At 73.5% G+C, this 26410-nt stretch carries 23 protein-coding genes; 10 read left to right on the top strand and 13 right to left on the bottom strand.

Features of this window, described 5'->3' with window-relative positions; translation table 11 throughout:
• On the top strand, positions 1–237 hold a 237-nt coding region (locus ABZW30_RS38120), incomplete at its 5' end, for a hypothetical protein (RefSeq protein ID WP_355675872.1).
• Between the two features lie 167 nt (positions 238–404).
• Here the strand turns inward: ABZW30_RS38120 and ABZW30_RS38115 are convergent.
• Positions 405–1409 (bottom strand): stage II sporulation protein M, encoded by a 1005-nt coding sequence (locus ABZW30_RS38115; protein ID WP_355675871.1) that lies wholly within the window; start codon positions 1407–1409, stop codon positions 405–407.
• A 243-nt stretch (positions 1410–1652) separates the two neighbouring features.
• Here ABZW30_RS38115 and ABZW30_RS38110 point away from each other — a divergent pair, with 243 nt between their 5' ends.
• Positions 1653–2666, top strand: coding sequence for an RDD family protein (locus tag ABZW30_RS38110; protein WP_355675870.1), 1014 nt, complete (start codon positions 1653–1655; stop codon positions 2664–2666).
• A gap of 14 nt (positions 2667–2680) precedes the next feature.
• Here ABZW30_RS38110 and ABZW30_RS38105 read toward each other — a convergent pair whose 3' ends face one another.
• Entirely contained in the window at positions 2681–3319 is a 639-nt protein-coding gene (locus ABZW30_RS38105) for a hypothetical protein (protein WP_355675869.1), read from the bottom strand.
• Positions 3320–3428: 109 nt separating this feature from the next.
• Here ABZW30_RS38105 and ABZW30_RS38100 point away from each other — a divergent pair, with 109 nt between their 5' ends.
• Positions 3429–3941: a SigE family RNA polymerase sigma factor gene (locus tag ABZW30_RS38100; protein ID WP_355675868.1), complete on the top strand. Its 513-nt coding sequence runs from the start codon at positions 3429–3431 to the stop codon at positions 3939–3941.
• The gene (locus ABZW30_RS38095; protein WP_355675867.1) at positions 3938–4972 is read left to right on the top strand and encodes a hypothetical protein; all 1035 of its coding nucleotides are present in this window, start codon (positions 3938–3940) and stop codon (positions 4970–4972) included. Before ABZW30_RS38100 ends, ABZW30_RS38095 begins: the two co-directional genes overlap by 4 nt.
• A gap of 87 nt (positions 4973–5059) precedes the next feature.
• Here the strand turns inward: ABZW30_RS38095 and ahcY are convergent, their stop codons facing one another.
• The 6 genes from ahcY to ABZW30_RS38065 all read right to left on the bottom strand — a co-directional run bounded on the left by ahcY (position 5060) and on the right by ABZW30_RS38065 (position 11400).
• On the bottom strand, positions 5060–6508 hold the full coding sequence (ahcY, locus tag ABZW30_RS38090) for an adenosylhomocysteinase (RefSeq protein WP_355675866.1): 1449 nt from the start codon (positions 6506–6508) through the stop codon (positions 5060–5062).
• Positions 6509–6843: 335 nt separating this feature from the next.
• Complete coding sequence (locus ABZW30_RS38085) at positions 6844–7821, bottom strand: cation diffusion facilitator family transporter (RefSeq protein WP_355675865.1); 978 nt, start codon at positions 7819–7821, stop codon at positions 6844–6846.
• A gap of 101 nt (positions 7822–7922) precedes the next feature.
• Positions 7923–9167, bottom strand: coding sequence for an SIS domain-containing protein (locus tag ABZW30_RS38080; RefSeq protein ID WP_355675864.1), 1245 nt, complete (start codon positions 9165–9167; stop codon positions 7923–7925).
• Positions 9168–9226: 59 nt separating this feature from the next.
• Positions 9227–9409 (bottom strand): Trm112 family protein, encoded by a 183-nt coding sequence (locus ABZW30_RS38075; RefSeq protein ID WP_355675863.1) that lies wholly within the window; start codon positions 9407–9409, stop codon positions 9227–9229.
• A 111-nt stretch (positions 9410–9520) separates the two neighbouring features.
• Positions 9521–10906: a phosphomannomutase/phosphoglucomutase gene (locus ABZW30_RS38070; protein ID WP_355675862.1), complete on the bottom strand. Its 1386-nt coding sequence runs from the start codon at positions 10904–10906 to the stop codon at positions 9521–9523.
• A gap of 128 nt (positions 10907–11034) precedes the next feature.
• Positions 11035–11400, bottom strand: a complete 366-nt coding sequence (locus ABZW30_RS38065) for a DUF3499 domain-containing protein (protein ID WP_355675861.1) — start codon at positions 11398–11400, stop codon at positions 11035–11037.
• Positions 11401–11562: 162 nt separating this feature from the next.
• Between ABZW30_RS38065 and ABZW30_RS38060 the strand changes: the two genes are divergently transcribed.
• Complete coding sequence (locus ABZW30_RS38060; RefSeq protein WP_355675860.1) at positions 11563–12015, top strand: metallopeptidase family protein; 453 nt, start codon at positions 11563–11565, stop codon at positions 12013–12015.
• Between the two features lie 87 nt (positions 12016–12102).
• Here ABZW30_RS38060 and ABZW30_RS38055 read toward each other — a convergent pair whose 3' ends face one another.
• The 3 genes from ABZW30_RS38055 to ABZW30_RS38045 form a co-directional block, all read right to left on the bottom strand.
• Entirely contained in the window at positions 12103–13836 is a 1734-nt protein-coding gene (locus ABZW30_RS38055) for a DUF5719 family protein (protein WP_355675859.1), read from the bottom strand.
• A 6-nt stretch (positions 13837–13842) separates the two neighbouring features.
• Positions 13843–17703, bottom strand: coding sequence for a glycosyltransferase (locus ABZW30_RS38050; protein ID WP_355675858.1), 3861 nt, complete (start codon positions 17701–17703; stop codon positions 13843–13845).
• Positions 17704–17943: 240 nt separating this feature from the next.
• Entirely contained in the window at positions 17944–18216 is a 273-nt protein-coding gene (locus ABZW30_RS38045) for a WhiB family transcriptional regulator (RefSeq protein WP_030062195.1), read from the bottom strand.
• A gap of 623 nt (positions 18217–18839) precedes the next feature.
• Here ABZW30_RS38045 and ABZW30_RS38040 point away from each other — a divergent pair.
• Genes ABZW30_RS38040 through ABZW30_RS38030 form a run of 3 tightly spaced genes read left to right on the top strand, consistent with a single transcriptional unit; the run spans position 18840 to position 21870 of the window.
• Complete coding sequence (locus tag ABZW30_RS38040; protein ID WP_355675857.1) at positions 18840–19523, top strand: cysteine dioxygenase; 684 nt, start codon at positions 18840–18842, stop codon at positions 19521–19523.
• A 41-nt stretch (positions 19524–19564) separates the two neighbouring features.
• Positions 19565–20575: a 2-phospho-L-lactate transferase gene (cofD, locus tag ABZW30_RS38035; RefSeq protein WP_355675856.1), complete on the top strand. Its 1011-nt coding sequence runs from the start codon at positions 19565–19567 to the stop codon at positions 20573–20575.
• Positions 20572–21870 carry a coenzyme F420-0:L-glutamate ligase gene (locus tag ABZW30_RS38030; protein WP_355675855.1) on the top strand — a complete coding sequence of 433 codons (1299 nt, stop codon included), beginning with the start codon at positions 20572–20574 and terminating at the stop codon, positions 21868–21870. The genes cofD and ABZW30_RS38030 overlap by 4 nt, the downstream gene beginning before the upstream one ends.
• Positions 21871–21886: 16 nt before the next feature.
• On the opposite strand, the gene ABZW30_RS38025 is transcribed toward ABZW30_RS38030, so the two are convergent.
• Together ABZW30_RS38025 and ABZW30_RS38020 are read right to left on the bottom strand one after the other, a co-directional pair.
• Entirely contained in the window at positions 21887–22807 is a 921-nt protein-coding gene (locus tag ABZW30_RS38025; RefSeq protein WP_355675854.1) for a DNA-3-methyladenine glycosylase 2 family protein, read from the bottom strand.
• A gap of 164 nt (positions 22808–22971) precedes the next feature.
• On the bottom strand, positions 22972–24135 hold the full coding sequence (locus tag ABZW30_RS38020; protein ID WP_355675853.1) for a peptidoglycan recognition protein: 1164 nt from the start codon (positions 24133–24135) through the stop codon (positions 22972–22974).
• Positions 24136–24323: 188 nt separating this feature from the next.
• Here ABZW30_RS38020 and ABZW30_RS38015 point away from each other — a divergent pair, with 188 nt between their 5' ends.
• Positions 24324–25115, top strand: a complete 792-nt coding sequence (locus ABZW30_RS38015; protein WP_355675852.1) for a TIGR03089 family protein — start codon at positions 24324–24326, stop codon at positions 25113–25115.
• Between the two features lie 36 nt (positions 25116–25151).
• Positions 25152–26384, top strand: a complete 1233-nt coding sequence (locus ABZW30_RS38010) for an LCP family protein (protein WP_355675851.1) — start codon at positions 25152–25154, stop codon at positions 26382–26384.
• Positions 26385–26410 lie beyond the last annotated feature (26 nt).

Genomic DNA, 26410 nt, shown 5'->3' with positions numbered 1-26410 from the left:
GCTGTTGAGTTCTCAAGGAACGGACACTTCCTTCGGACCGCCTTCCAGCGGGCCCTCCGGGCGCTTCGTTCTTTCGTGTTTCCAGCTTATCAGATCTTCTCGGCCATTTTTACCGGCTTCGTTTTCTCTGAATTCCCGCTGGCGGGATTTCCTTCAAACTTCGCTCCGAAGCTTATCAAAGCTTTCGGTGTGCTCAGTCCGCAGGATTTGCTTCGTCGGAGGGCGCGCATTTCGTGAAACGCGCTCGCCTCGATTTCGGCGGTGTCGTAGACACTAGCGCCTGGGCCCGACCGTTGTCCAGTCAGTCCCAACCGTTCAAACCTACTAGCCCATCCTCACCACGTCAATGGTTTGGCCTGGATGCGAGAAGAGTAGCAGGTCAGGGGCCTGTTGATCACATCGACTCAGCCCGCGACGGGCTGCAGGTCCGCCCGGTCGGCCTCGTCCACGTCGCCGGACTCTCCGCCCTCGGCGGCCCTTCGGCCCAACACCAGGGCATACAGAAGGAAGGCCACCTCGGCCAGCACGCCGATCGAAATCCGCGCCCAGGTCGGCAGGCCGGACGGGGTCACAAAGGCTTCGAGGACACCGGAGACCGCCAACACGGTCGCCAGGCCCATCGACATCCCGATGATCGAGCGGCCCTGTTCCGCCAACGCGACGGCCCGGGTGCGCGGGCCGGGGTCGATGACGGTCCAGCCGAGCCGCAGACCGAGGCCACCGGCCACGAAGACCGCGGTCAGCTCCAGCAGCCCGTGCGGAATGAGCAGACCGAGGAAGACGTCGAGCCGGCCCGCCGAGGCCATCAGTCCCACGCCGATGCCGAGGTTGACCACGTTGGTCCACATCACCCACAGGACCGGAACGCCCAGCGCGATTCCGTACAGCAGGCACTGCACCGCGATCCAGGCGTTGTTCGTCCAGACCTGCGCCGCGAAGGAACTGGCCGGCCGGTCCGAGTAGTACGCCTCGTACTGACCTCCGGGGCGGGTCATCTCCCGCAGCTCGTCGGGGGAGATGAGGCTGTTGCGGACCTCCGGGTGGGTCGCCATCCACCAGGCCAGCAGCGCGGTGGCGATCATCGACACGACCGCCACCGGCACCCACCAGCGGCGGGCACGGTACAGCGCGGCCGGGAAGCTCACCACGTAGTAGCGGGCGACGTCCTGCCAGCCGTTGGTGCGGGCGCCGGTCACCGCGCTGCGGGCCCGCGAGACCAGGCCGGTCAGTCGGCTGACCAGGGCGGGGTCCGGCGCGGCCGCCTGGACTTTGGCCAGGTGGCCGGTGGCGCGTTGGTAGAGGGTGACGAGTTCGTCGGCCTCCTCACCGTTGAGGCGGCGCCTGCGGGCGAGGGCGTCCAGCCGGGCCCACTCCCCCTGGTGGGTGGCGACGAAGACGTCCAGGTCCATTCGGCGGCTCCATGGTCGGCGGTGGGCGCGTGGCGCGCGTGCGCGGTCGGGCAGGTACGTACGGACACGTCCGGCCCAGCATGCCAGGAACCGTTGCCGCCGCAGCCGTCGGGATCTCACTTCCCGTGCGCCCACCGGGCGCCGTATGTTTGCGGCTGCGGATCGGACTGCGGAGAGCGGGTCGTGGGGGGCCGATCCATTCGAACTCCCCCCTCCCCGCATGAGCGTGAACGGACAGGTGTCTTGAGCGACCTGGTGACGGGTGAGGCAGTCGTCCTCGACCTGCAGACGGCGAAGCTTCCGAGCAGGGCGCTGGCGATCGTGCTCGACCTGCTCGTCGAGTTCGCCGCCCTGTTCATCGTCTCGCTGGTGCTGAGCGTCGCCCTGATCGACCTCGACGGCGCGGCGGCGGCAGCGACGCTGCTCGGCCTGACGGTGTTCTTCCTGGTCGCCGTGCCGGTGATGGTCGAGACCCTCAGCCACGGCCGCTCGCTCGGCAAGGCCGCGCTCGGCCTGCGGGTGGTCCGCACCGACGGCGGCCCGGTCCGGTTCCGGCACTCGTTGGTGCGCGGGCTGGTCGGCTTCATCGAGCTGATCGCGGTGACCGGTTCCGCGGCCGTGATCACCTCGGCGGTGAACTCGGACGGCAAGCGGCTCGGCGACATCTTCGCCGGAACGGTGGTCGTCCGCGAACGCACCCCGGGCGTGGGCGGGCCGACCACCCCGCTGCCGCCGGTGCACCCTCAGCTCCTCCACGACATGGGCCGCGAGCTGGTCGCGATGGATCTGTCCGCGGTGCCCGAGCCGCTCTGGCTCGCGGTCCGCCGACTGCTCGGCCGGATAGGTCAGTTGGAGCCGTCGGTGGCGTTCAGGATGGCCGTCGGCCTGGCCGAGGACCTGTCCGCCCGCATCGGCCACCCGACACCGCCGGGGCTGCACCCGGTCGCCTACCTGGGCGCGGTGCTCACCGAGCGCCAGCGCCGGGAGTGGATGCGCGCCCAGCAGCGGTTCGCGGCGCAGGCGGCCGTCCAGATGACCGCCCCGCACCCGGCCACCGCCCCGACGGCCCCCGCGGCTCCGGTGGCACCGGTGGCACCGGTGGCACCGGTCGACGGACGGCCCCACCGTGTCCTCGGGATGCCCGCGCCCGAGGCGCCCCTCGCGCCCGCGCCGGTCCCCGCGGCCCCGATGTCCGCGCCGGCCCCGTCGCTCGACAAACCCGCCGTCACCGACACCGGCTTCGCCCCGCCCGCCTGAGCCCGTCCGCCCGGCTACTCCCCTACGTCCCCCACCGGCCAGGCGTTCGGCGGCGACTCCAGCTCCTCCAGCTCGATCCCCTCCGCCGCCAGCACCACGTCCCCCGCCAGGTGCACGACCTGCTGCTCCCCCGTCTCCAGGTCCGCCACCTGGTACCGCTCGACCGACAGCGGCCCCGAGTCCGTCTCGTGGGTGTCGACGCCCTCCAGCAGCCACCCCTGGTCGAAGGTGCGCGGCGCCAGCACCGGCTCGGTGAACGCCACCAGCCGCACCCGCGCGCTCGCCCCCTCCCGCAGCCGCAGCATCCGGGCGGTGGCGACCAGGAAGCCCGGCGAGCGCCCGGTGAAGCCGTGCGCCCGGTCGTGCCCCTCCACCGCCGACGCGCCGCCCGGGTCCGCCGCGTCGGTACGGACCCAGGCCACCCCGTCCACCGCGCCGCCGCGCACCTGCCAGCCGCCGGCCCGCAGCTCCATCCGCAGCGGCCGGGCCCGCGAGTCCAGCGTGAGGTCGACGCTGCCGATCACCCGGCCGTCCGGCGCATAGGTCTTGGAGACGTACCGCCACCCGGCCGCCCCGGGCGCGCAGCTGAAGCGCTCCTCGCCGAGCAGCAGGTGGTCGTGGGTGTCGTGGAGCGAGTACCGGCCATTGGGCATGCCCGAAAGCCTACGTGCGACGACGCATGCAACGTTCCGGGCCGGTGCCCGCATTAGGGAGGCGGACGGTGCGGAAGACGCGCCGCCGCCACGACGAGAGGGGGTGCGGATGGCGAAGCAGACACGCGACGCGGAGTTCACGGAGTACGTGGCCTCCCGGAGCGGCTGGCTGCGGAAGGTCGCCTATCTGCTGTGCGGGGACTGGCACCGGGCCGACGACCTGGTGCAGGAGACCATCACCAAGCTGTACGTGCACTGGGCGAAGGCGAGCCGCGCGAAGAACGTGGACGGCTACGCCCGCCGGACGCTGGTGAACACGTTCCTCGCCGAGCAGCGCACCTCCTGGTGGCGCAGGACGGTACGGACCGGCACCGAGCCGGACATCGCGGCCGCGAGCATCGACCTGGACGTCTCGCTCGACCTGCGCAAGGCCCTGGCGGCGCTCCCGCCGCGCCAGCGCGCGACGGTCGTGCTCCGGTACTACTGCGATCTGTCGATCGATCAGGCGGCCGAGGCGCTGAACTGCTCCTCCGGCAACGTGAAGAGCCAGAGCGCGCGCGCCCTGGAGACCCTCCGCCGCACTCTCGTTCTCGTCCCGGCCCTCGCAGAGAGGACATCATGACCGCCACCGATCACCACGAGCTGAGCGCCGCTCTGTCGGCCCTGGCCGACGAGCCGGCCCCGCCCGCCGCCTTCGACGCCACCACGTCCATCGCCCGCGGACGGGCCCGCCTGCGCACCCGGCAGCGGGTCGCGATCGTCGGGGTGGCCGCCGTGACCGCCCTCACGGTCGGCTTCACCGCGCTGCTGCAACCCGGGGGCGGGAACGCGGCTCCCACCGCACCTGCGGCCTCCGCCACCGCAGCGGTCACCCCGGCGCCCTCCCCCAGCGGAACGGCCGTCGACGGCACCCCCGTGCTGACCTCCGAACTCAAGGTCGGCTGGCTGCCCGACTGGGTGGACCGCGAACACGGCATCAGCTACACCGCGGGCACCTTCGGTTCCAACATCATCGCCGTCGAACCGAAACCGGGCCAGCGACGCCTCCAGATCGTCCTGCGCGCCCCCGGCCCGGAGCCAGTCCTCGAAACCCATCCGGACGAGGCGAAGGTCGCGGCCGCACCGATCAACGGCCGGACGGCGTACTGGGTCGAGCATCCGTCCCAGCCCCGCTACGACAGCAGCAGCCGGGTCCTTCGATGGCAGACCGCCGACGGCCGGTGGGCGCAGATCTTCGCGACGCATCCCGAGTCCGCGGTCATCCCCGACGAGGACCTGATCCGGATCGCGGAGTCCGTCACGGGCGGCAGCCGGGACATGCCGATGCCGCTCTGGCTGAGCGGGCTGCCGGCGTCCGTCCGGCCGGACTCGGCCACCGTGGACCGATCCATCGGTACGGTGCCCTGGGAGGCGAGGGTCGTCCTGGCGATCGAGGGCAAGATGGTCACCATCACAGTGGCCCCGGAGGGCCGCCTGTGGAACCTTGCGCCCGTCTCGCAGTGCCGGCACGAGGGTGGCCTGCAGATCTGCGCGTCCACGCTTCCCGACATCGTGCCCCTGGTCGACCGGGTCGGCGGCCTGGCGGGCCTGTTGAACCTGGTGCATGTCACCGGCGCGGACGAGAGCACCTGGACGACCAGCAACCTGCGCTGAGGCCGAACGAACGCCGGTGGCCGGCACCCACGGGGGGTGCCGGCCACCGGCGTTCGCCTGTCACCGCGTCAGCGGCGGCTCACCGCATCAGTAGCGGTACTGCTCCGGCTTGTACGGGCCCTCGACCGGAACGCCGATGTAGTCGGCCTGCTCCTGGGTCAGGGTGGTCAGCTTCACGCCCAGCGCGTCCAGGTGCAGACGGGCGACCTTCTCGTCCAGGTGCTTCGGCAGCACGTAGACGCCGATCGGGTACTGCTCGGTCTTCGTGAACAGCTCGATCTGGGCGATCGTCTGGTTCGCGAAGGAGTTGGACATCACGAAGGACGGGTGCCCGGTCGCGTTGCCCAGGTTCAGCAGGCGGCCCTCGGAGAGGACGATGATGGTGCGGCCGTCGGCCTTGCGCCACTCGTGGACCTGCGGCTTGATCTCGGTCTTCACGACGCCGTCGAGCTTGGCCAGGCCGGCCATGTCGATCTCGTTGTCGAAGTGGCCGATGTTGCCCACGATGGCCTGGTGCTTCATCCGGGCCATGTGGGAGGCCATGATGATGTCCTTGTTGCCCGTGGTGGTGATGAAGATGTCGGCGATCTCGACGACGTCGTCCAGGGTGGCGACCTGGTAGCCGTCCATCGCCGCCTGGAGCGCGCAGATCGGGTCGATCTCGGTGACGATGACGCGGGCGCCCTGGCCGCGCAGCGACTCGGCGCAGCCCTTGCCGACGTCGCCGTAGCCGCAGACGACCGCGACCTTGCCGCCGATCAGGACGTCGGTGGCGCGGTTGATGCCGTCGATGAGCGAGTGGCGGCAGCCGTACTTGTTGTCGAACTTCGACTTGGTGACCGAGTCGTTGACGTTGATCGCCGGGAACAGCAGCTGGCCGTCACGGTGCATCTCGTACAGGCGGTGGACACCGGTGGTGGTCTCCTCGGTCACGCCCTTGATGGTGGCGGCGACCTCGGTCCACTTGTTCGGGGTGTCCTTGAGGGTGCGGTTGAGCAGCTCCAGGATGATCCGGAACTCGTCGTTGTCCGCGGTGGACGGGTCCGGAGCGGCACCGGCCTTCTCGAACTCGACACCCTTGTGGATCAGCAGGGTGGCGTCGCCGCCGTCGTCCAGGATCATGTTCGGGGTCTTGCCGTCCGGCCAGGTCAGCGCCTGCTCGGTGCACCACCAGTACTCGTCCAGGGTCTCGCCCTTCCAGGCGAAGACCGGCACGCCCTGCGGGTTCTCCGGGGTGCCCTCCGGGCCGACGGCGATGGCGGCGGCCGCGTGGTCCTGGGTGGAGAAGATGTTGCAGGAGCACCAGCGGACCTCGGCACCGAGCGCCGTCAGGGTCTCGATCAGCACGGCGGTCTGGATGGTCATGTGCAGCGAGCCGGTGATCCGGGCGCCGGCCAGCGGCTGCGACTCGGCGAACTCGGCGCGGATCGCCATCAGGCCGGGCATCTCGTGCTCGGCCAGCTGGATCTCCTTGCGGCCGAACGGCGCCAGGGAAAGGTCGGCGACCTTGAAGTCACCGGTGATGTCGGTCGACATGCGTCTGCTCCTCGCTGATGGGGTGGGGCACGGCCAAGGTCCGGATGTGTCGCGCATGGCGGGCCGTACGGACGCACGGCTACGCCGGGGCTGCCGGATCCCGTGGTGGCGGACCGACTCCCTGCTGCGCAGCACAAACCGTCGGAGGACCTCTCTCCCTCGACCGGCGCACACCCTACGGGTGCGGACCGCCGATCGACCGCCATCAGCAGCGACGTTCTGGCTCTGGTGACGAATCTACACCGGCGGCCCCACCGGTCGTCCGCCGATGACCGATTTCGGTCCCGGATCCGACCGCCGCTCGACCCGGACACCAGCCGGGCGAGGACGGTCCGTCAGTGCGCCGCGCCGGGGCCGGGACCACCCGGGGTGGCGGCCGGGTCCTCGCCCGCGGCGGCCTTCTCGGCGCTGTAGACGTCCGGCTCCAGGTAGATCGCCCGGGCGATCGGGACGGCGGCGCGGACCCGCTCCTCGGCCGCGTCAATCGCCTGCGCCACCCGGGCGGCGCTGTCCTCCGCGTTGACGGAGATCTTGGCGGCGACCAGCAGCTCCTCCGGGCCGAGGTGCAGGGTACGCATGTGGATCACCCCGGTGACCGCCTCGCCGTCCACCAGCGCGGAACGGATCCGCCGCACCGACTCCTTGTCGGCGGACTCGCCGAGCAACAGCGACTTGGTCTCCAGGGCGAGCACCACGGCGATCACCACCAGCAGGACGCCGATGCACAGGGTGCCGACGCCGTCCCAGACGCCGTTGCCGGTGATCACGGTGAGCGAGACCCCGAACAGCGCGAGCACCAGGCCGATCAGCGCCCCGGTGTCCTCCAGCAGCACCACCGGCAGCTCCGGCGCCTTGGCGGTGCGGATGAACTGCACCCAGCCCTGCCCGCCCTTGGCCTTGGCGGACTCCCGCATCGCGGTGAGGAAGGACCAGCCCTCCATCCCGAGGGCGAAGACCAGCACGCCGACCGCCCAGCCCCAGGAGTCCAGCGCCTCCGGGTGGCTGACCTTGTGCCAGCCCTCGTAGACCGCGAACAGGCCGCCGACGCTGAACAGCACGATGGCCACCAGGAAGCCGTAGATGTAGCGCTCGCGGCCGTACCCGAACGGGTGCTCCTCGTCCGCCGCCCGGCGCGCCCGCTTGCCGCCGACCAGCAGCAGCACCTGGTTGCCGGAGTCGGCCACCGAGTGCACGCCCTCGGCCAGCATCGAGGAGGAGCCGGTGAAGCCGAAGGCGGTGAACTTGGCCGCCGCGATCGCCAGGTTCGCGGACAGCGCCGCCACCAGCGCCTTCGTCCCGCCCTCTGTACTCATGCGCCCACCTCGCTGCGCTCGGCAGGGGCATTCGCCCGTACGCACCTGTCGATGGTTCGCTCACTTCGCTCGCTCACGCGCCGAGAGTAGCGGCAGCCGACTCAGGACTGCGCAGCGGCGAGCCCCAGGTAGACGGCGGCGAAGTCGGTCAGCGCGATCAGGTCGGCCAACGCCTGCAGCGGGTCCGCCAGGGTGCTCGCGTACTCGGTCAGCCGGACGTCGTGCGCGGCTGCCAGCCGGTGCGCGCGACCGACGCCGAAGCTGCGCGGGCGCTCGTCGCCCTCCGGCACCTCGGCCGGACCGTCCTGCTCCTCCGCCGAGCCGGTGCCGGGGACGTGCCGCAGCAGCAGGACCTGCAGGTGCAGCGGGTCGGGCTCCTCGACCCGGTCGCGGAAGAAGTCGTCCGGATCCGCGCCTGCGCCCAACTGGCCGGTGAACATGCCGCGGTGGGCGGTGAGCACCTGCGGCAGCGGCCCGGCCAGCGCCGGGCGGCCGGCCCGGTCGGCCAGCTGGGCGGCGAACCTGACGCCGGCCGCCCCGGCGATCGGGCCTTCGGCCCACAGCAGCGGGACGGTCCCGGCCAGCCGCGCGGCCAGCCCCTTCGCCGGGTTGGTGTACGCGGCGGCGTCCGGCCGACAGCGCACGGCGGCGGCGTCCAGCAGGTCGGCGACGGCCGACAGCGCGTCGTACGGCAGCTGGGTGAGGCCGAGCTTCTGGGCGAGCGCCAGCATCGGGGTCAGGTGGGACCAGAGCGCGGCCGGGTCCTCGGGCGGCAGGTCCGGCTCGGCGGCCGGTACGGCGGGCAGGCCCTCGTCGGGCAGCACCGAGGCCGTGTACGGCAGCGGCAGCGCGCGCACCTGGAGCGCGGCCTCGGCCAGCGGGCTGCCGGCGGGGGCGGTGACGACGATGGCGCAGCCGCGCGCGTACGCCTGCTCGGCGAGGCTGATCAGGCCCTGTTCGCCGCCGTCGGCGGAGCTGATCACCAGCAGGTCGAGCGGGCCGGCCCAGCCGGGCAGCTGCCAGCCGAGCCCGGCGGTGAAGGCGGCCGGCGTGCCGGCCCGGTCGCTGCGCGGGGCGACGGCCTCGGTCGGCGGCAGCGGGGTGACCAGGCTGGCGGTCCCGGCCAGCGCGGCCAGGATCTCGCCCGCCGTCAGGGCGCTGCCGTGCCCGGCGACCACGACGGCCCGCGGGCGGCCGTCCGGGCGCAGCCGGTCGAGGCCGGCCGCCTCGGCCTGCCGCAGCGCGGTGCGGACCCGGGCGCCGGCGCCGGCCAGGGCCAGCAGGGCGCGGTCGTGGTCGGCGCGCTGGAGGGCGGCCGGGTCGTCGAGCAGGGTGTCGTCGAGCATGCGGCGGGCCTCCGGCTGTCCTGTGGTCGGCGGGCGCGGGTGGGGCTTCGCCCCCAGGATCAGGCCGGGCGGCGGGCCTCGTCCACCAGGAGGACCGGGATGCCGTCCCGGACCGGGTATGCGAGGCCGCAGTCCGCGCCGGTGCAGAGCAGCTCGGGCTGCTCCTCGGTGCCGCCCTCGGCGAGCGCGGCCCGGCACTGCGGGCAGACCAGGATCTCCAGCAGGAAGGATTCGAGCTTCATGGGGCTCTCCAAAGTTCGGGGGTGGCACGGAGGTGCCCCGGCCGATGAGCAACCCTACCGGCCGGGGCACTGCGGCCCGTTGTCAGGCGCGCTCCGCTCGGATGCGCCCGCTCAGGCGCGGACGACGGCGAGCACCCCGTCGCGCAGCTCGGCCATCTTCGCCGGGTCCTTGGCCTCGACGTTGAGACGCAGCAGCGGCTCGGTGTTGGAGGCGCGCAGGTTGAACCACCAGTCCGGGCCGGCCACGGTGAGGCCGTCCAGCTCGTCCACGGTGGTGCCCTCCAGGCCGGCGTAGGCGGCGCGGACGGCGGCGGTGCTGGCGGCCTGGTCGGCGACGGTGCTGTTGATCTCGCCGGAGGCGGCGTAGCGGTCGTACTCGGCGGTCAGCGCGGAGAGCGTGCCCTCCTGGCCGCCGAGCGCGGCCAGCACGTGCAGCGCGGCCAGCATGCCGGTGTCGGCGCGCCAGAAGTCGCGGAAGTAGTAGTGCGCGGAGTGCTCACCGCCGAAGACGGCGTCGGTGACGGCCATCTCCTGCTTGATGAAGGAGTGGCCGACCCGGGTGCGCACCGGGGTGGCGCCGAGCTCGCGGACCACCTCGGGGACGGTCCAGGAGGTGATCAGGTTGTGGATGACGGTCGGCTCGGCCTCGCCGGCGGCCTTGGCGCGGGCGATCTCGCGGACGGCGACCAGGGCGGTGATCGCGGACGGGGAGACCGGCTCGCCGCGCTCGTCCACGACGAAGCAGCGGTCGGCGTCGCCGTCGAAGGCCAGGCCCACGTCGGCGCCGACCTCGCGGACCTTGGCCTGCAGGTCGACCAGGTTCTTCGGGTCGAGCGGGTTGGCCTCGTGGTTGGGGAAGGTGCCGTCCAGCTCGAAGTACATCGGGACGAGCTCGATCGGCAGGCCGTCGAAGACGGTCGGCACGGTGTGGCCGCCCATGCCGTTGCCGGCGTCCACCGCGACCTTGAGCGGGCGGATGCCGGTCAGGTCGACCAGGCCCAGCAGGTGGTCGGCGTAGCCGCGCAGGGTCTCCTGCTCGGAGAGCGCGCCGGGCTTGACGTCCTTGGCCGGGACGGTGACGGTGTCGTCATCGCCGGTCCAGGACTCGACCAGCTCGCGGATCTCGGACAGACCGGTGTCCTGGCCGACCGGGGCGGCGCCGGCCCGGCAGAGCTTGATGCCGTTGTACTGGGCCGGGTTGTGGCTGGCGGTGAACATCGCGCCGGGCAGGTCGAGCTTGCCGCTGGCGTAGTAGAGCTGGTCGGTCGAGCAGAGGCCGATCTCGACCACGTCGGCGCCGTAGGCCGCGGCGCCCTCGGCGAAGGCACGGCTGAGCGACGGGGAGGAGGGGCGCATGTCGTGGCCGACCACGATCGCGGTCGCGCCGGTGACCTGCACGAAGGCGGCACCGAAGGCCCGGGACAGGCCCTCGTCCCACTGGTCCGGGACGACACCTCGGACGTCGTACGCCTTCACGAGCTGCTTGAGGTCGCGCACTGCGGCTCCACCCTGTGTCTTTGCTGATCGATACGTCGGGCCACCGGCCCCGTCCGGTCGACGGGTCGCGGTGACGTCAGACGGGCAGCGTACCCGGGCCGGGCGAACGCTCTGTGCCGGGTGAGGCGTCAGTTGTCGGGCGAGCGGAGCACCCGGAGGTGGCCGCGGCGGCTGCCCTCGGTGGAATCGCCCTCGGGGACACGGCCCTGACGGGGGGTCTGCGGGCGGGCGGCCTCGCGGACGGCGTTGGCGAGGGCCTCCAGGTCGTCGCTGCTGCGGCGCAGCGGCCCGGCCTCGGCGGCGAGCCGGACGACCTCCCAGCCGCGCGGGGCGGTGAGCCGCTCGGCGTGCTCGGCGCACAGGTCGTAGCAGTGGGGCTCGGCGTAGGTGGCGAGCGGGCCCAGTACGGCGGTGGAGTCCGCGTAGACGTACGTCAGCGTCGCGACGGCCGGTCGGCCGCACGCGGTCCGCGAACAACGACGTACAGAGCTCACGAGGGTGGACGGTACCGCACTCCCCGCCGGGGAGCGAAGACCGCCTGCCCGGAGGCGGTGCCGTGTCGCCCGGCGCGCACTCGTCAGTGCGCCGATCCCCCGGGCGTTTCCCCGCCGGAGTGGCCCACTTCCGACCGTCCAAGGACTACCCTCGGCAGTGATATGGACAGCTCCGCACCGCAGTCATCGACAGAGCCCTCGCGCCGCCCCCGGCACCGCGACCGGCACGGCAGAGGGCTGCGCGGCCCGCTGGCGCCGCCCCAGGTGCCGATCTCGCTCACCCGCTCCGAACTGTTCGACGACTACGTGCGCGAGTCGGTGGAGCGGCTGGAGCGGCGTTGGCCGCAGCTGATCGAGGTGGAGTTCGCCGTCCAGGAGGTGCCGCTGCACGAGGCGGACGGCGCCGACACCGAGGACGGTGTGCCGCTGGGCCGGGTGTCGCCGGGCGAGAAGGGCCGCAAGAGCCAGATCGTGGTGTACCGGCGGCCGGTGGAGATCCGGGCGAAGACCCGGGAGGACCGGGCGGCGCTGGTGCACGAGATCCTGATCGAGCAGGTGGCCGAGCTGCTGGGTCTGTCGCCGGACGCGATCGACCCGCGCTACGACGAGGACTGACCCCTCGGGAGAAGGGCGAATCCGGAGCGCCCGGAGGCGAGCGAGGAGTAACAGTCCCGGGAGCCCGCAGGCCCCCGGGACGCCCGGTCAGCGCAGGACGACGCCCGGGTCCTGGGCGGCCTGCGGGACCTTGACGGTGCTGTGGTCGTCGCGCAGCGCCTGGACGGTGAACATCGGCACGTCCTTGGTGGGGATGGCGAGCATCCGGGCGGCGACCACCGGGCCGCCGGACTCGGTCTCCACGGTGACCGCGAAGACGCCGTTCAGCCCGGCGGGCTCGGGCGCCGGGATGGCTACCGTGCCGCCGGCCGGGACCTGGACCTCCTTGGTCGCCGGGGTGCCGCCGCCGCTGCCGGCCGAGCCGGTGACCTTGACGGTGGCGGCGTCGCCGGTGGAGGTCAGGAACAGCGTGGAGTCGCCGGCCCGGTTGTCGGCGACGGTGGCGCGGGCGCCGATCGGGTTGCTGCCGGTGAGCCAGGCCGCGTCGCTCTTGCCGTTGTTCCCCGCGCGGTCGACCCGCAGGCCGGCCACGATCGCGGTGGGGTGCTTGTCGTCGTTGGGCGACAGCCGCAGTCCGGCGACCTCGTCGCGGGTGATCTTGCCGAGGTCGACGGCGGCCACCATGCCCGCCTTGACGTGGATCGACTCGTTGCCGGCCGGGGTGAACCAGCCGTTCTTGCCGGAGAGCTGGATCTTCAGGTCGGCGTCGTCCTCCGGCGGCGCCCAGACCACCAGGCGGGCGGCGGAGGTGTCGGCGGGCAGGCCGGGCAGCACCTGGGTGGCGGCCGGCTCGGCGGAGGCGGGGATCCAGTCGGCGCCCTTGTTGCCGTCGGCGGCGTGCAGCGCGGCGCCGATCCGCCCGGAGCGGACCACCACGTGCACGGCGAGGTCGGTGACGGCGCCCTTGCTGATGGTGGACAGCAGCACGGACTGCGAGCTGCCGGGGGCGACGGCGATGCCGTTGGCGGCGTCGTTGTCGATCAGGCCCTTGTCGCCGTACAGCTTGATGTCGACCACCGCGGCGGAGGACTCGGGGTTGACCAGGCTGAGGTAGTCGACCCGGTCGCCGGCCGTGCTGGCCCCGGCGAACCAGAAATCGGTGCCGGCCGGGGTGCAGGTGAGGCCGGACAGGCCCAGGCCGCGCTGCTCGGTGACCACGGTGGTCTGGCCGACGGTGAAGCCGGGGGCGAGCGCTCCGGTGGCGACGGCTCCGGTGCCGGGCGCGGTGTCGCCGTTGGTGGCCGGGCCGGTGGCCGGGGTGCCGGGCTTGGTGACGGTCAGTTTGGCGTCGGCGGGCGCGGCGTTCTTGTCCGGGGCCGGGGCGGCCGGGGTGCCCGAGCCGCTCGGGGCCGGGGTCGCACTCGGCGCCTGGGTCGGGGCGGCCGAGGGCGCGGCGGTCGGCGGGGTGGCGGGGGCGGCCTGGTCGGAGAGCCAGCCGGCGCCGCCGGTGGCCGAGCCGGTCCCGGGCGGGGTGTAGGCGGTGAGCGTGGTCGAGCCGGTCAGACCCTGCAGCGGCTGCGGGCAGACCGCCGAGGTCCGCTCGACCTGCGCGGTGGTCGGGGCGACGCCGTCGGCCGCCTTGGCCTGGCCGGCCGGCTGGCGGACCTGGGCGATCCCGAACACCGCCGCGAGCACCACGGCCGCGGCCAGCAGGGACTGGGTGGTCTTCCCCGCGGACCGGCCGGGGGCCTTGCCCTCCGGGCGGGCGGTCTCGGCGGACTCCATCGGCTCGGCGGACTCCGTCGGCTCGAAGGCCTCGGCGGGCTCGAGGGCGTCCTCGGCCCGGCCGCCGGACTTCTTCCTGAAAGCGGGCTTCTTCATCGCGGGTCAGCTCCCCGATCCGTGCTGGTGCGGGTACCCGCCGGTGCCGCCTGGGTCGTTCGGGTCGTAGTAGGGCTCGCCGTGCTGCTGCCCCGGCAGCCACGGCTGCTGGTGCTGCTCGGGCTGCTGGTACGGGTCGTAGCCGTACTGCTCCTGTTGGTACGGCTGCTCGTAGCCCTGCTGCGGGTAGCCCTGCTGGCCGCCGTCGTACCCGTGGGTGTCGTACCCCTGGCCGCCGTACGGCGCGGCCGCCGGCTGCTGGGCCGTGTACTGGTCGTAGCTGTACGGGTCGGCCTGCTGGTAGGTCTGGTACGGGTCGGTGTACGGCTCGGCCTCCTGGACGGCGGCGGCCGCCTGGACCGCCTCGGTCACCGGTTCGCCGGCCGGCTGGGCCGGGACCGCGCCCGGCCGGCCCTCGTACACCCCGGGCTCCTCGCCGACGGGCTCGCCGCCCTCGCCGCCCTCGCCGCGCTCGGCCATCCGGCGGGCCCGGCGGCTGCCGGGGGCTGGGGCCTGCGCCTGGGCGGCGGCGGCCAGCGCGGCGGCGGCCACCACCTCCTCGGGCAGGTCGTCGTCCTTGTGGCTGCGGCGGCCGGGCAGGGCCAGCACCAGGACGGTGAGGCCGAGCAGCACCTGGGCCCAGATCCACCCGGTGTGGGCGAGGCTGCCCTCACGGGTGACGGCCAGCTTGCCGCCGGCGGCCGGGAGCTTGAAGCCCTGCGCCCAGCCGTCCACCGTGGTGGGCTCCAGGGCGGTGCCGTCCACGGTGGCCTTCCACTCGGGGGCGGCGGACTCTGCCAGGCGCAGCACTCGGCCGTCCGGGCCGGCCGGGACGGTGGTGTCGAGGTCGCGGACACCGGCCGGGACGACCACCGGGTTCGCGCCCGGGGCGGTGATCACCGCGCGGACGGCCGGGGCGCCGTTGACCTGCCAGAGCGCGGCGTCGCCGTCCTGGTTGGCCTTGACCAGGCCGGGAGTGGCGTCCAGGACGTTCTTGAAGGCGTCGATCACCGGGCGCTGGACCAGCACGTAGGCGATGCCGTAGCCGGAGAGGGCGTTCGCCTGGTCGGCGCCGGAGCCGGCCAGCAGGCTGCCGACCATCTTGTTCAGGCCGTCCTGCGTGCCGGTGGCCGGGTCGACGGTGGACTCGGCCTGGCCGAGCGTCAGGCCCGCGCCGCGCACCACGGTGTAGCTCACGGCGCCCTTCTCCCCGGTGACGACGAGGGTGCGGGCCCGGTCGGTGGTGCCGGCCTCCTCGGCGATGAAGGCGGGCACCTGGCCGGCGTCGGCGCGGTGCAGCGGGCCACCGGCGCCGGTCAGCGCCCACCACAGGCCGGTGCCCAGCGGGGCCAGCACCGCGGCGGCCACCACCAGGGCGGCGACCGGCTGGCGCCAGCCGAAGGCGATCCCGGCGACGCGGGCGTTGGCGCCGTCGGCGCCGATCGCGGCGGCGGCGAGCAGGGCGATCCCGGCGATCAGGGTGGCCGGGCCGGCCCAGGCGGGCACCGCCGGGCCGCCGGAGGCCGGAGTGACGGAGGTGCCCGCCACCGCGACCGCGAAGACCAGGCCGGCGCCGGCCGCGCCCCAGGCGGCGAGCACCGCGCGGCGGCGGTCGGCGCGCAGCAGCGCGGCGAGCGCGGCGAGCACGACACCGACGGAGAGCCAGACCGGCGGCACCCCGGCGCCGCCCGGGTTGACCAGCAGCAGACCGGCCGCGCTCGCCCCGGCGCCGTGCAGGCCGGGCAGGCCGGCCTCCAGCAGCAGCCACTGCGGGTGCGACAGCACCTTCAGCGACCAGGGGGCCAGCACGCCGACCGGCACCGCGAGGATCACCAGCACGCGCAGGCCGAGCAGCCGCAGCGCCGTACCGCCGGAGCCGAAGGCGCCGCCGCGCAGCACCGCGACGACCAGCGTGGCCAGGCACAGCGGAACGGCGAGTGCCCAGGTCAGCGGGACGAAGGCGGTGGTCAGGGTGAGCAGCAGGACGGTCATCCAGACCGGCCGCCAGCCGGGGCGGGCGCCCTTGGCGGCGCTCTCCTCGCGGATGCCGAGGCCCGCCGCGATCGCGGCGGCGCGGGCCAGCGGGGGGAGCAGCACGGCCAGGACGGCGGTGCCGATCCGGCCCTGGGCGAGCGCGCCGGTGGCGGCGGGCAGGAGCGCGTAGGTGGCGCTGGCCCAGGCGCGGACCAGCTTGGAGTCCAGCAGCGGCCGGGACACCAGGTAGGCGCTGACCGCGGAGAGCGGGACGGTGAGCACGACCAGCACGGTGAGCGCGAGGTCGGCGTGGCCGAACAGCAGCCAGGAGAACACCGCGAGCACGCCGAGGTACGGCGGTGCGGCGGCGGTGGAGCCGGTGCCGATCGGGTGCCAGGCGTCCGCGTACATCGACCAGAGGCCGCTCGCGCCGTCGGAGGCGGGCAGCAGGGCGCCGCCGAACAGCGCGCCGCCGCCGAACAGGCTGCGGCAGGCGATCAGGGCGAACACCAGCAGCGCGGCGAAGAGCACCGGCGCGGGGCGCCGGGCCAGCTTCTTGATCAGCGCGAACTGCTCGACGACCAGGTCCTCGGAGTCCTCGTCGCCGCCGGCCTCGACCGTGCCGTGCCGGCTGCCGGAGTCGTCGCCGCCCCCTATCCCGAGCGAGCCGATGACGCCCTCGACGGCCAGCCGGGCGGTGGCACCGGGGGCCGGGAAGAGCGTGCGGTCGTCCAGGGCGTCCGCGGCCCTGGTCCGGGAGCGGCGTGTGCGCGCGGCCAACAGCCGCGGGAAGCGGATGAGTTCGTGGCCGAGGCCGGCCAGTTCGTCGACGGCCTGGCGCGGGTCCTTGCCGAGCAGGTTGGTGACGGCCCGCAGCAGGGTGCCGAGCACCAGGCGCAGCAGCACGTACGGGAAGAGCGCGCCCTTGCAGTTGGCGAGCAGGGTGTAGACGGAGCCGGCCTTGTCCACCCGGTGCGGGTGGGAGGGGCCGCAGTCGATGGCGCGGCGCTCACGGCTGGCCGCCTCGGCGTGCCGCAGCACGGCGTCGGGGGCGACCACCACGCGGTGGCCGGCGGCGTTGACCCGCCAGCAGAAGTCGGTGTCGTCCCGCATCAGCGGGAGGGCCTTGTCGAAGCCGCCGAGTTCCTCGAAGACGTCCCGGCGCACCAGCATGCCGGCGCTGGAGACGGCGAGCACCGGGCGGACCTGGTCGTGCTGGCCCTGGTCCTGCTCGCGGCGGTCGAGGCCGGTCCAGCGGCGGCCGGAGCGGGCGATGGTGACGCCGACCTCCAGCAGCTGGCGGCGGTCGTACCAGCTGCGCAGCTTGGGACCGACCACGCCGGCGCTCGGGGTGGAGTCGGCGACCTGGAGGAGGCGGCGCAGCGCGTCGGTCTGTGGCTCGCAGTCGTCGTGCAGCAGCCAGAGCCACTCGACCGGCTGGGTCTCTCGGGGGCCGCCGCGGCCGAGGTCGTCCTCCTGGGCGAGCGGGTCGCCGAAGTCGTCCCAGCCGCCGGTGACCGGGTCGTAGCCGGAGGGGTCGAGCCGGTACGGCAGGTCCTCCGGGCGCAGCGGCGGGCTGTTGAAGACCGCCTCGGCGACGGCGGTGCCGAAGCCGGCCCGACGACCGAGGATCAGCGGGCCGCTCTCGGGCATCCCGTCGGCGAGGCCGAAGTCGTCGAGCGCTCTGGCGAGCAGTTCCGGGGAGTTGTCGGTGGATCCGGTGTCGACCGCGAGGATCCGCTGGACCTGGCGGTCCTGGCCGAGCAGGCCGGCCAGGGCCTGCGGCAGCCAGCGGGCGCCGTCGTGCGAGACGATCACCGCGGTGACCAGGTGACGCGGGTAGGCGGGCGGCCTGGAAGCGGTGAAGCCGCTCTGGTGGCTGTAGACGGTCATCGAGTGCGCGGGCCCCAGTTCTCGGTGGACACAGCCGGTGAACGGCAACCGGATGGCGCACCACACTAACGGCTCCGGATGGCCGCCTCGTGCGCGGTGCCGGTGCGGAGGCGGTGAAGTAAGGGGGGTGTGAAGGGCCCGGGAACACGAAAGCGCCCCACCACCGCGGTGAGGCGCTCGTACAGCTGTGTGGTTGTCCGTCGATGCCGGAGGGTCAACGGGGGCCAGGGGCCACCCTCATCAGACCGCGCTCTTCTTGAGCCGACGGCGCTCGCGCTCGGAGAGGCCGCCCCAGATGCCGAAGCGCTCGTCATTGGCGAGAGCGTACTCCAGGCACTCCGAGCGGACCTCGCAGGCGAGGCAGACCTTCTTGGCCTCGCGGGTAGAGCCGCCCTTCTCGGGGAAGAAGGACTCGGGGTCGGTCTGGGCACACAACGCGCGCTCCTGCCAACCGAGTTCCTCCTCGTCCTCCGCGATGCCGTCCCCGATCAACAGCTCAAAGAGCTCGCTCATGTGGCGCGCCTCCTCTGCCCCTACTTGGCGTCCCCGTGGTTGCCGTTGCCTCGTGCGGCTGACGACACGAGTGAAATTACAGTTGCGTCACTCTGGCCCAGTCAAGCCGAGCTCTGGTATTGAGGCCGGGATTCACTCCCTGGCACCAAGCCGTTACGAATAGTGTACATATTCGGACACATCAGACTTTCAGTCTGAAAGCCCTGGACGACATCGAACCGTCCACAACCATCAGCGGAATGACGCCCGGTCACCATCACAGGTCGGCCATCGGGCTGCTTTCCCGGCGATCTTCTCATCGAAACATAGAGAGTGATGAATCACCCCATCCGGGCAAGATCCAGACCTAACCCACTCGAATGCCACATCCTTACGGTTTGACACCGACCCCGCGCATGCGGTGTCCTTGCCCCTATGTCAGAGTTCGCCAGCCCCCGGAGCGGTTCCACCCTCCGCCGTGCCGTGAACTCTTGTTGTCGCCTCTGTTCCTGCTGTATCTAGGCGCCCGCGTCCCACCGCGCGCCGCCCCAGGAAACACAGAGGCCGCCCGCGATTCCCGTCCCAGGACATCCCGGATCCGGCTGATCCCGACGAACCAGCCGACTCCTCCGAGGACGACTCCCGTGCGCATGATCCGCATCCGCAGGCGGAACCGCGATCGCAACAAGCTCGCCCGCCTTGGCCTCACCCCCACCCACTCCCCCCGTCCGACGGACGGGCACCGCTGGGCGGACGGGCTCAGCGACGTCTCCATCGCCGGCGACCCGCTCGCCTTCCCGCACCTCGCCCGCACCGACCTGCCCGGGCGCCCCACCACCGTCGCCGAGCACGCCCGGCTGGTGCGCGAGATCGCCGCCGACCGCGCCCGCTGGGAGCCGCTGGTCCGCTACGACGCGCTCACCCGCTGGTACGCCCGGCTGGAGACCGGCCCCGGCTACGAGATCTGGCTGCTCAGCTGGCTGCCCGGCCAGAGCAGCGGCTTCCACGACCACGGCGAGTCCTCCGGCGTGATGACCGTCGTCCGGGGCGAGCTGATCGAGCGCTCCCTCACCCGCGCGGGCGAGACCTCCCGAATCCTGCGGCCCGGTGGCATGGGGGTCCCCCCGGCCGGAGGCTGGGGGAGGGTGTTCTCCTCCGGGTACCTGCACGAGGTGGTCAACGGCGCGCTCGAACCCGCCGTCTCCATCCACCTCTACACGCCGGGCCTGACCGAGATGAACCAGTACGGCGCCGCCACCGCCGTCCCGGAGCAGCACCCGGACCACCACCCGGAGCGGCACCGGCGGGCGCAGGCCGAGAGGCATTGAGCGCGGACTGACGAAGAGTCCGACCGTGGCAGGATGACCCCATGCGCATCGTGGCACTGGCAGGCGGAATCGGCGGGGCGCGCTTCCTGCGCGGACTCCTCGCAGCGGTCGGACCGCAGGACGAGATCACCGTCATCGGGAACACCGGCGACGACATCCACCTCTACGGCCTCAAGGTCTGTCCCGACCTCGACACCGTGATGTACACCCTCGGCGGCGGCATCCACGAGGAGCAGGGCTGGGGCCGGACCGACGAGACCTGGTCGATCAAGGCCGAGATGAAGGAGTACGGCGTCGGCCCCGAGTGGTTCGGGCTCGGCGACCGGGACTTCGCCACCCACCTCGTCCGCAGCCAGATGCTCACCGCCGGGTACAGCCTCAGCCAGGTCACCGAGGCACTGTGCGTGCGCTGGAAGCCGGGCGTGCGACTGCTGCCGATGAGCGACGACCGGGTCGAGACCCACGTGCGGATCACCGACGAGCAGGGCACCCGGGCGGTCCACTTCCAGGAGTACTGGGTCAAGCTGCACGCCGCCGTCGACGCCGAGGCGATCATCCCGGTCGGCGCGGACACCGCCGAGCCCGCGCCCGGCGTGCTGGAGGCGATCGCCGAGGCCGACGTCATCCTCTTCCCGCCGTCCAACCCGGTCGTCTCGATCGGCAGCATCCTGGCCGTCCCCGGCATCCGGGAGGCCGTCGCGGCCGCCCCGGCCCCGGTGGTCGGGCTCTCCCCGATCATCGGCGGGGCGCCGGTGCGGGGCATGGCCGACAAGGTGCTCGCCGCCGTCGGCGTCGAGGCCACCGCCGAGGCGGTCGCGCTCCACTACGGCAGCAGGGCGGCACTGCGAAGCAGTTCGAGCGAGGGTGGTGGCGGGCGCGGGGCAGGCCTGATCGACGGCTGGCTGGTGGACACCGCCGACGAGGGCGCCGTCGCCGCCGTGGAGGCCGCCGGGATCGCCTGCCGGGCCGTCCCGCTGCTGATGACCGACGTCGAGACCACCGCCGAGATGGCCAGGGCGGCACTGGCGCTGGCGGAGCAGGTACGGACGTGACGGCCCCGCTGGAGGTCCTCGGCGTCGAGGGCATCCCCGAGATCGACGCGGGGACGGACCTCGCCGGGCTGATCGCCAAGGCCGGGACGTACCGGGACGGCGACATCCTGCTGGTCACCTCGAAGATCGTCAGCAAGGCCGAGGGCCGGCTGCTGCACGCCGCCGACCGCGAGGCCGCGATCGACGCCGAGACCGTCCGGGTGGTCGCCCGGCGCGGACCGGCCCGGATCGTCGAGAACCGCAACGGCTTCGTCATGGCCGCCGCCGGGGTCGACGCCTCCAACACCGCCCCCGGCACCGTGCTGCTGCTGCCCGAGGACCCGGACGCCTCGGCCCGCGCGCTGCGCGCCCGGCTCCAGCAGCTCACCGGCCGCCGCCTCGCCGTCATCGTCACCGACACCTTCGGACGGCCCTGGCGCAACGGGCTCACCGATGTCGCGATCGGCGCCGCCGGACTGTCCGTCCTGGAGGACCACCGGGGCCGCGCCGACAGCCACGGCAACGAGCTGGCGCTCACCGTCACCGCCACCGCCGACGAACTCGCCGCCGCCGCCGACCTGGTGAAGGGCAAGGCCAGCGGCGTCCCGGTCGCGATCGTGCGCGGGCTCGGGCACCTGGTCACCGTCGAGGACGGCGCCGGCACCCGGCCGCTGGTGCGGCCCGCCGTGGACGACATGTTCCGGCTCGGCACCTCCGAGGCGCTGCGCCAGGCCGTCACCCTGCGGCGCACCGTCCGCTCCTTCACCGCCGACCCGGTCGACCCGGCCGCCGTCCGGCGCGCCGTCGCCGCCGCCGTCACCGCGCCCGCCCCGCACCACACCACCCCGTGGCGGTTCGTCCTGCTGGAGTCCGCCGAGACCCGCACCCGGCTGCTCGACGCGATGCTCGCCGCCTGGCAGCGCGACCTGCGCGAACTCGACGGCTGGGACGACGCCAGGATCGCCCGCCGCACCGCCCGCGGCGACGTCCTGCGCGACGCGCCGTACCTGGTGGTCCCCTGCCTGGTGATGGACGGCTCCCACGCCTACCCCGACCGGCGCCGGGCCACCGCCGAACGGGAGATGTTCACCGTCGCCGCCGGCGCGGCCGTGCAGAACCTGCTGGTCGCGCTGACCGGCGAGGGCTACGGCACCGCCTGGGTGTCGTCCACGATGTTCTGCCGCGACACCGTCCGGGCCACGCTGGACCTCCCGGACGGCTGGGACCCGATGGGCGCCGTCGCCGTCGGCCGCCCGGCCGAGCCGCCGCGCGAACGTCCGGAGCGCGGCGCGGACGCCTTCATCGAGGTGCGGTAGCGGCCGCCCGGGCGGCTCAGCGGTGGCGGTGGTCGTTCGGAGTGAGCCGGGGGCCGTAGCGGGGGGCCCGGGCGCCGGTGGCCATCAGGAGACGGCAGACCCGGTAGCGGTGGGGACGGTAGGGCTCCAGAAGGGCGAGCATCTGGGCGTCGTCGCTGCGGGGACGCCCGGCCAGGGCCCAGCCGACCAGGTTGGGGAGGTGGAAGTCGCCGACCGACACCGCGTCCGGGTCGCCGTTGCTGCGCTGCAGGGTCTCGGCGGCCGTCCAGACGCCGATGCCCGGAACGGCCGTCAGCCGGGCGAAGGACTCCTCGTGGCCCATCGCCGAGGCCTCCTCCAGTCGGGGCGCCAGCCGGACCGCGCGCATCACCGTCGCCGAGCGCTTGGGGTCCACACCCGCCCGGTGCCACTCCCAGCTCGGGACCATCGCCCACTCCCGGGCCGACGGCGCCACCCGCATGCCCTCGGCCGGGCCCGGCGCCGCAGTGCCGAAGTCCCGCAGCAGGGTGCGCCAGGCGCGGTAGGCCTCGTCGGTGGTGACCTTCTGCTCCAGGATCGCCGGGACCAGCGACTCCATGACCAGCCCGGTACGGGTCAGCCGCACCCCGGCGGTACGGCGCTGGGCGTCCCGCAGCGGGCCGGGCGGCAGCACCAGCGTCTCCGGACGGTCCTCCGCGCCGAGCAGTGCGGGCAGCCGGTCGAGCAGCCACTGCGCGCCCGGGCCCCAGGCGTTCGCCTCGACCTCGCCCGCGGCCGGATGCGGCAGCACCCGGAGGGTGCCGACACCGGCCGGGGTGCGGGAGGCACGCCAGACGGCGCCGTCGCCGGTGGTGCGGTAGCAGGGGTCGGCGGGGCCCCGGCGCAGGGGCAGCAGCGTCCGGGCCGTATCGAGCGGGAAGCCCGGCCGCCAGCGCCGTACCGCCTCGCCGCCCGTCACTGCCGTCGCCTCCTGTGCTGCCTGGGGCTATGAACGATACGCGGCGGTTGGAACGCTTCCCCGGGGCCGGATCACCCGGTGGCCCGAGTGCCCTTCCACTGCGCACGGTCGGAGACGGGGAAGCGGGGCCGTGGGGCCGGGAGCGGCCCGGTGGGCCGCCCCCGTCACTGCGCCTGCAGCCGCGCCGCGGCCGCCCGGAGCTCGGGGAGACGGGCGTAGAGCGCGGCACCGGGGCATTCGGTGGTGAAGGCGTCGCGGTGGCCGGAGATGCTGTCGAAGTCCACCACCGTGCCCTCGGGGTAGCGGCTGGTGTCGGAGGTGGAGGTGAGTTCGGTGTGGCCGTCGGCGGCTTGGCCGGTGAGGCCGAGTTTCCAGGCGGCGAGGGCGGCGAGGCCGTCGAGGAGGGGTTGGGGCGGGGTGTCGCCGACGTAGGTGCCGATGGCGGCGACGCCGGCGGAGTCGGTGTTGAACCCGAGGGTGTGGGCACCGTGGACGGGCCGGTCGACGCCACCGGCGCGGCCCTCGTAGACCGTCCCGCAGCGGTCGACCAGGAAGTTGTAGCCGATGTCCCGCCAGCCGCTGGTCTTGACGTGGTACTGGTGGATCGACCTGATCACCCGGGGGGCGTCGGAGCAGGCGTAGTCGGTGGCGGTCGCGGTGTGGTGGACGAAGACCTCACGGACCGGGCCGGTGTACTCGGGGCCCGGGTCGCGCAGCGATTCGTCGGCGCCCCAGCCGGCCCTGGTGACGATGGCCGGTCGCGGGGCCCGGTCCCCGTCGGCGGGGGCGGCGGGCAGGGTACGGGTCGCGGTCGCGGCGCCGGAGCCGGGGCCGGGGTCCACCAGGTCGAGCCGCAGTCCGGGCGGCGGGCCAGCCGGGCCCGGTACGACCTCGACCGCGACGCCGTCGCTGCGGCCGGTCCACAGCGGGGCGGTGGCACCGCGCGGGGCGTGGTCGGGGCCGTCCTCGGTGTCGGCCTCCAGGGTGTGCCAGTCGCCCCAGTGGCCGGTGGCGGCGTCGCGGGTGCGGACCCGGACAGTGGCACCGGCCATCGCCGCCGCCGGGCCGTCCCAGCCCACGCCGAGCAGTTCGAACGGTCGGGTGACGCGCGGCGCGAGCCGGTGGCCGGAGTCGGCCAGCGGCAGCGAGACGGTGCTGCCGCCGGCCGGGACGTCACGACGCTCGGCGGCGGGGGCAAGAGGCGAGGCGGAGGCGGTGGAAGCGGGCTGGAGCAGCAGCGCGACGGTGCATCCGGCGAGCAGCGCTGCCGGGAGCGAGCGGCGCGCGGCCTGGATCGGGCGGCGCGCAGCCCGGGTCGAGAGGCGCACAGCCTTGCTTGAACGGCACACAGCCTTGCTTGAAAGACGCACAGCCTTGCTTGAAAGACGCACAGCCTTGCTTGAACGGCTCATAAAGGGGATCGTCGCCGTAAACCGGACGACCCGCCACGCCGCCCCGCGCCCACTCGGCCGCCCCTCCCTGCCTCCCACACGAAGGCCGTAGGCTGGGGCGCACCATGACTGCGCCATTCGCTGCCGATGCCCGCACCCCCGTCGAGCTGCTGCACGCATACCTGCGCGGCGGCACCCCTTCGGTCGATCCCGCGGCCCCGCTGGTCACCTTCTACGACGACGCCACCGGCGAACGGGTGGAACTGTCCGCCCGGACCTTCGACAACTGGGTCGCCAAGACCGCCAACCTCCTCCAGGACGAACTGAACGCCGGTCCGGGCGACCGCGCCGCGCTCCTCCTGCCCGCCCACTGGCAGAGCGCCGTCTGGCTGCTGGCCTGCTGGTCGGTCGGGGTGACGGCGGTGCCGGGCGGCGACCCGGCCGCCGCCGACCTGGTGGTGAGCGGCCCGGAGGGCCTGGAGGCCGCCCAGGCCTGTGAGGGCGAGCGCGTCGCCCTCGCGCTGCGCCCGCTCGGCGGCCGTTTCCCGCAGCGCCCGGACGGCTTCCTCGACTACGCCGCAGAGGTGCCCGGCCAGGGCGACCGCTTCGCGCCGTACTCCCCGGTGCCCCCGGACGGGCAGTCGCTGGAGACCTCGGTGGAAGGGCTGCCGCTCAAGCTGACCGGCGAGCAGACCGTCGCACTGGCCCGGGAGGGCGCCGTCCGTCTCGGGCTGGAGCCCGGGGCGCGGGTGCTGTCCACGTTCTCCTACGACGACTGGGCGGGCCTGGAGGCCGGCCTGCTGGCCCCGCTGGCGGCCGGTGCCTCGGTGGTGCTGTGCCGCAACTCCGAGGACCTGAGCGCCGAGCAGTGGGAGAAGCGGGTCGAATCCGAACGGGTGACACTGCGCCTCGGCTGACCCCCGGCGAAGGCCCGGTGGGTAGGGATCCCTGCCATGGCCGAGGATGACACCGCGCACCCCCCGACCGACGACACTCCCCCGACGGACGCTCCCCCGGGTGGACCCGGACGCCCGCGCAGGCGCCGGCGGTGGCTGATGATCACCGCCGGCGTCGTCGCGTTCCTCATGGTCGCCACCGGGGTGCTGTTCTGGATCGCCTACCGGAAGCTGGACGGCAACATCCAGACCGACTCGGCCACCGACGAACTGCTGGCCGAGCTGGAGGCCGAACGCCCGAACCGGTCGGCCGGCGCCAAGGGCGCCGAGAACATCCTTCTGATCGGCAGCGACGACCGCTCCGGCGCCAACTCCTCCTACGGCGGCGAGCCGGGCACCCAGCGCTCGGACACCACGATCCTGCTGCACCTGGCCGCCGACCGGCGGCGCGCGACGGCGGTCTCCATCCCACGCGACGTCATGGTCACCGTCCCCGCGTGCGAGAAGCCGGACGGCACCCGCAGCAAGCCGGGACTGATGCAGTTCAACTGGGCCTTCGAACTGGGCGGCCCGGCCTGCTCGATCCGCACCGTCGAGCAGCTCAGCGGCATCCGGCTCGACCACTACGTGATCCTCGACTTCAACGGCTTCAAGACGATGGTGGACGCGATCGGCGGGGTGGAGGTCTGCGTGCCGCAGCCGATCCACGACAAGGACGCCAAGCTGGACCTGCAGGCCGGCCGCCAGGTGCTGCACGGCGAGCAGTCGCTCGGCTACGTCCGGGCCCGGGAGAGCCTGGGCGACGGCAGCGACACCCAGCGGATGGGTCGTCAGCAGCAGTTCCTGGCCTCGCTGATCCGCAAGGTGCAGTCGCAGGGGGTGCTGCTGAACCCGGCGCGGCTCTGGCCGGTGCTGGACGCGGCCACCTCCTCGATCAAGGCGGACGGCGGCCTGTCCTCGCTCGGCGCGCTGTACGACCTCACCCAGGACCTGCGCGGCATCCCCTCGCCGGACATGGCGCTCCTGACCGTGCCGCGCCGCCCGTACCGCTACGACTCGGACCGGGACGAGTTCGTGCAGCCACAGACCACCCAGCTGTTCACCGTGCTGCGGGACGACCGGCCGATCGCCGTCCGAGCGCCCGGTCCGGCGCCCACGGCGGATGCCGGCGCCGGACCGGGGGCGGCCACCTGGGCGGGGGCGAACCAGGCGACGGCGTCACCCTCGGCGAACGCCTCGCCGACTTTCGAGGGACGCACGGCCGACGTGGACCCCTGCGCTCCGCACTGACCGGGGCGACGCCGCAGGTCGGCACG

This window comes from Kitasatospora sp. NPDC004669 (genome assembly GCF_040609455.1).
GTDB lineage: Bacteria > Actinomycetota > Actinomycetes > Streptomycetales > Streptomycetaceae > Kitasatospora.
Note: the sequence above shows the minus strand (reverse complement) of the source record. Positions and strands in the feature narration are given on the sequence as shown.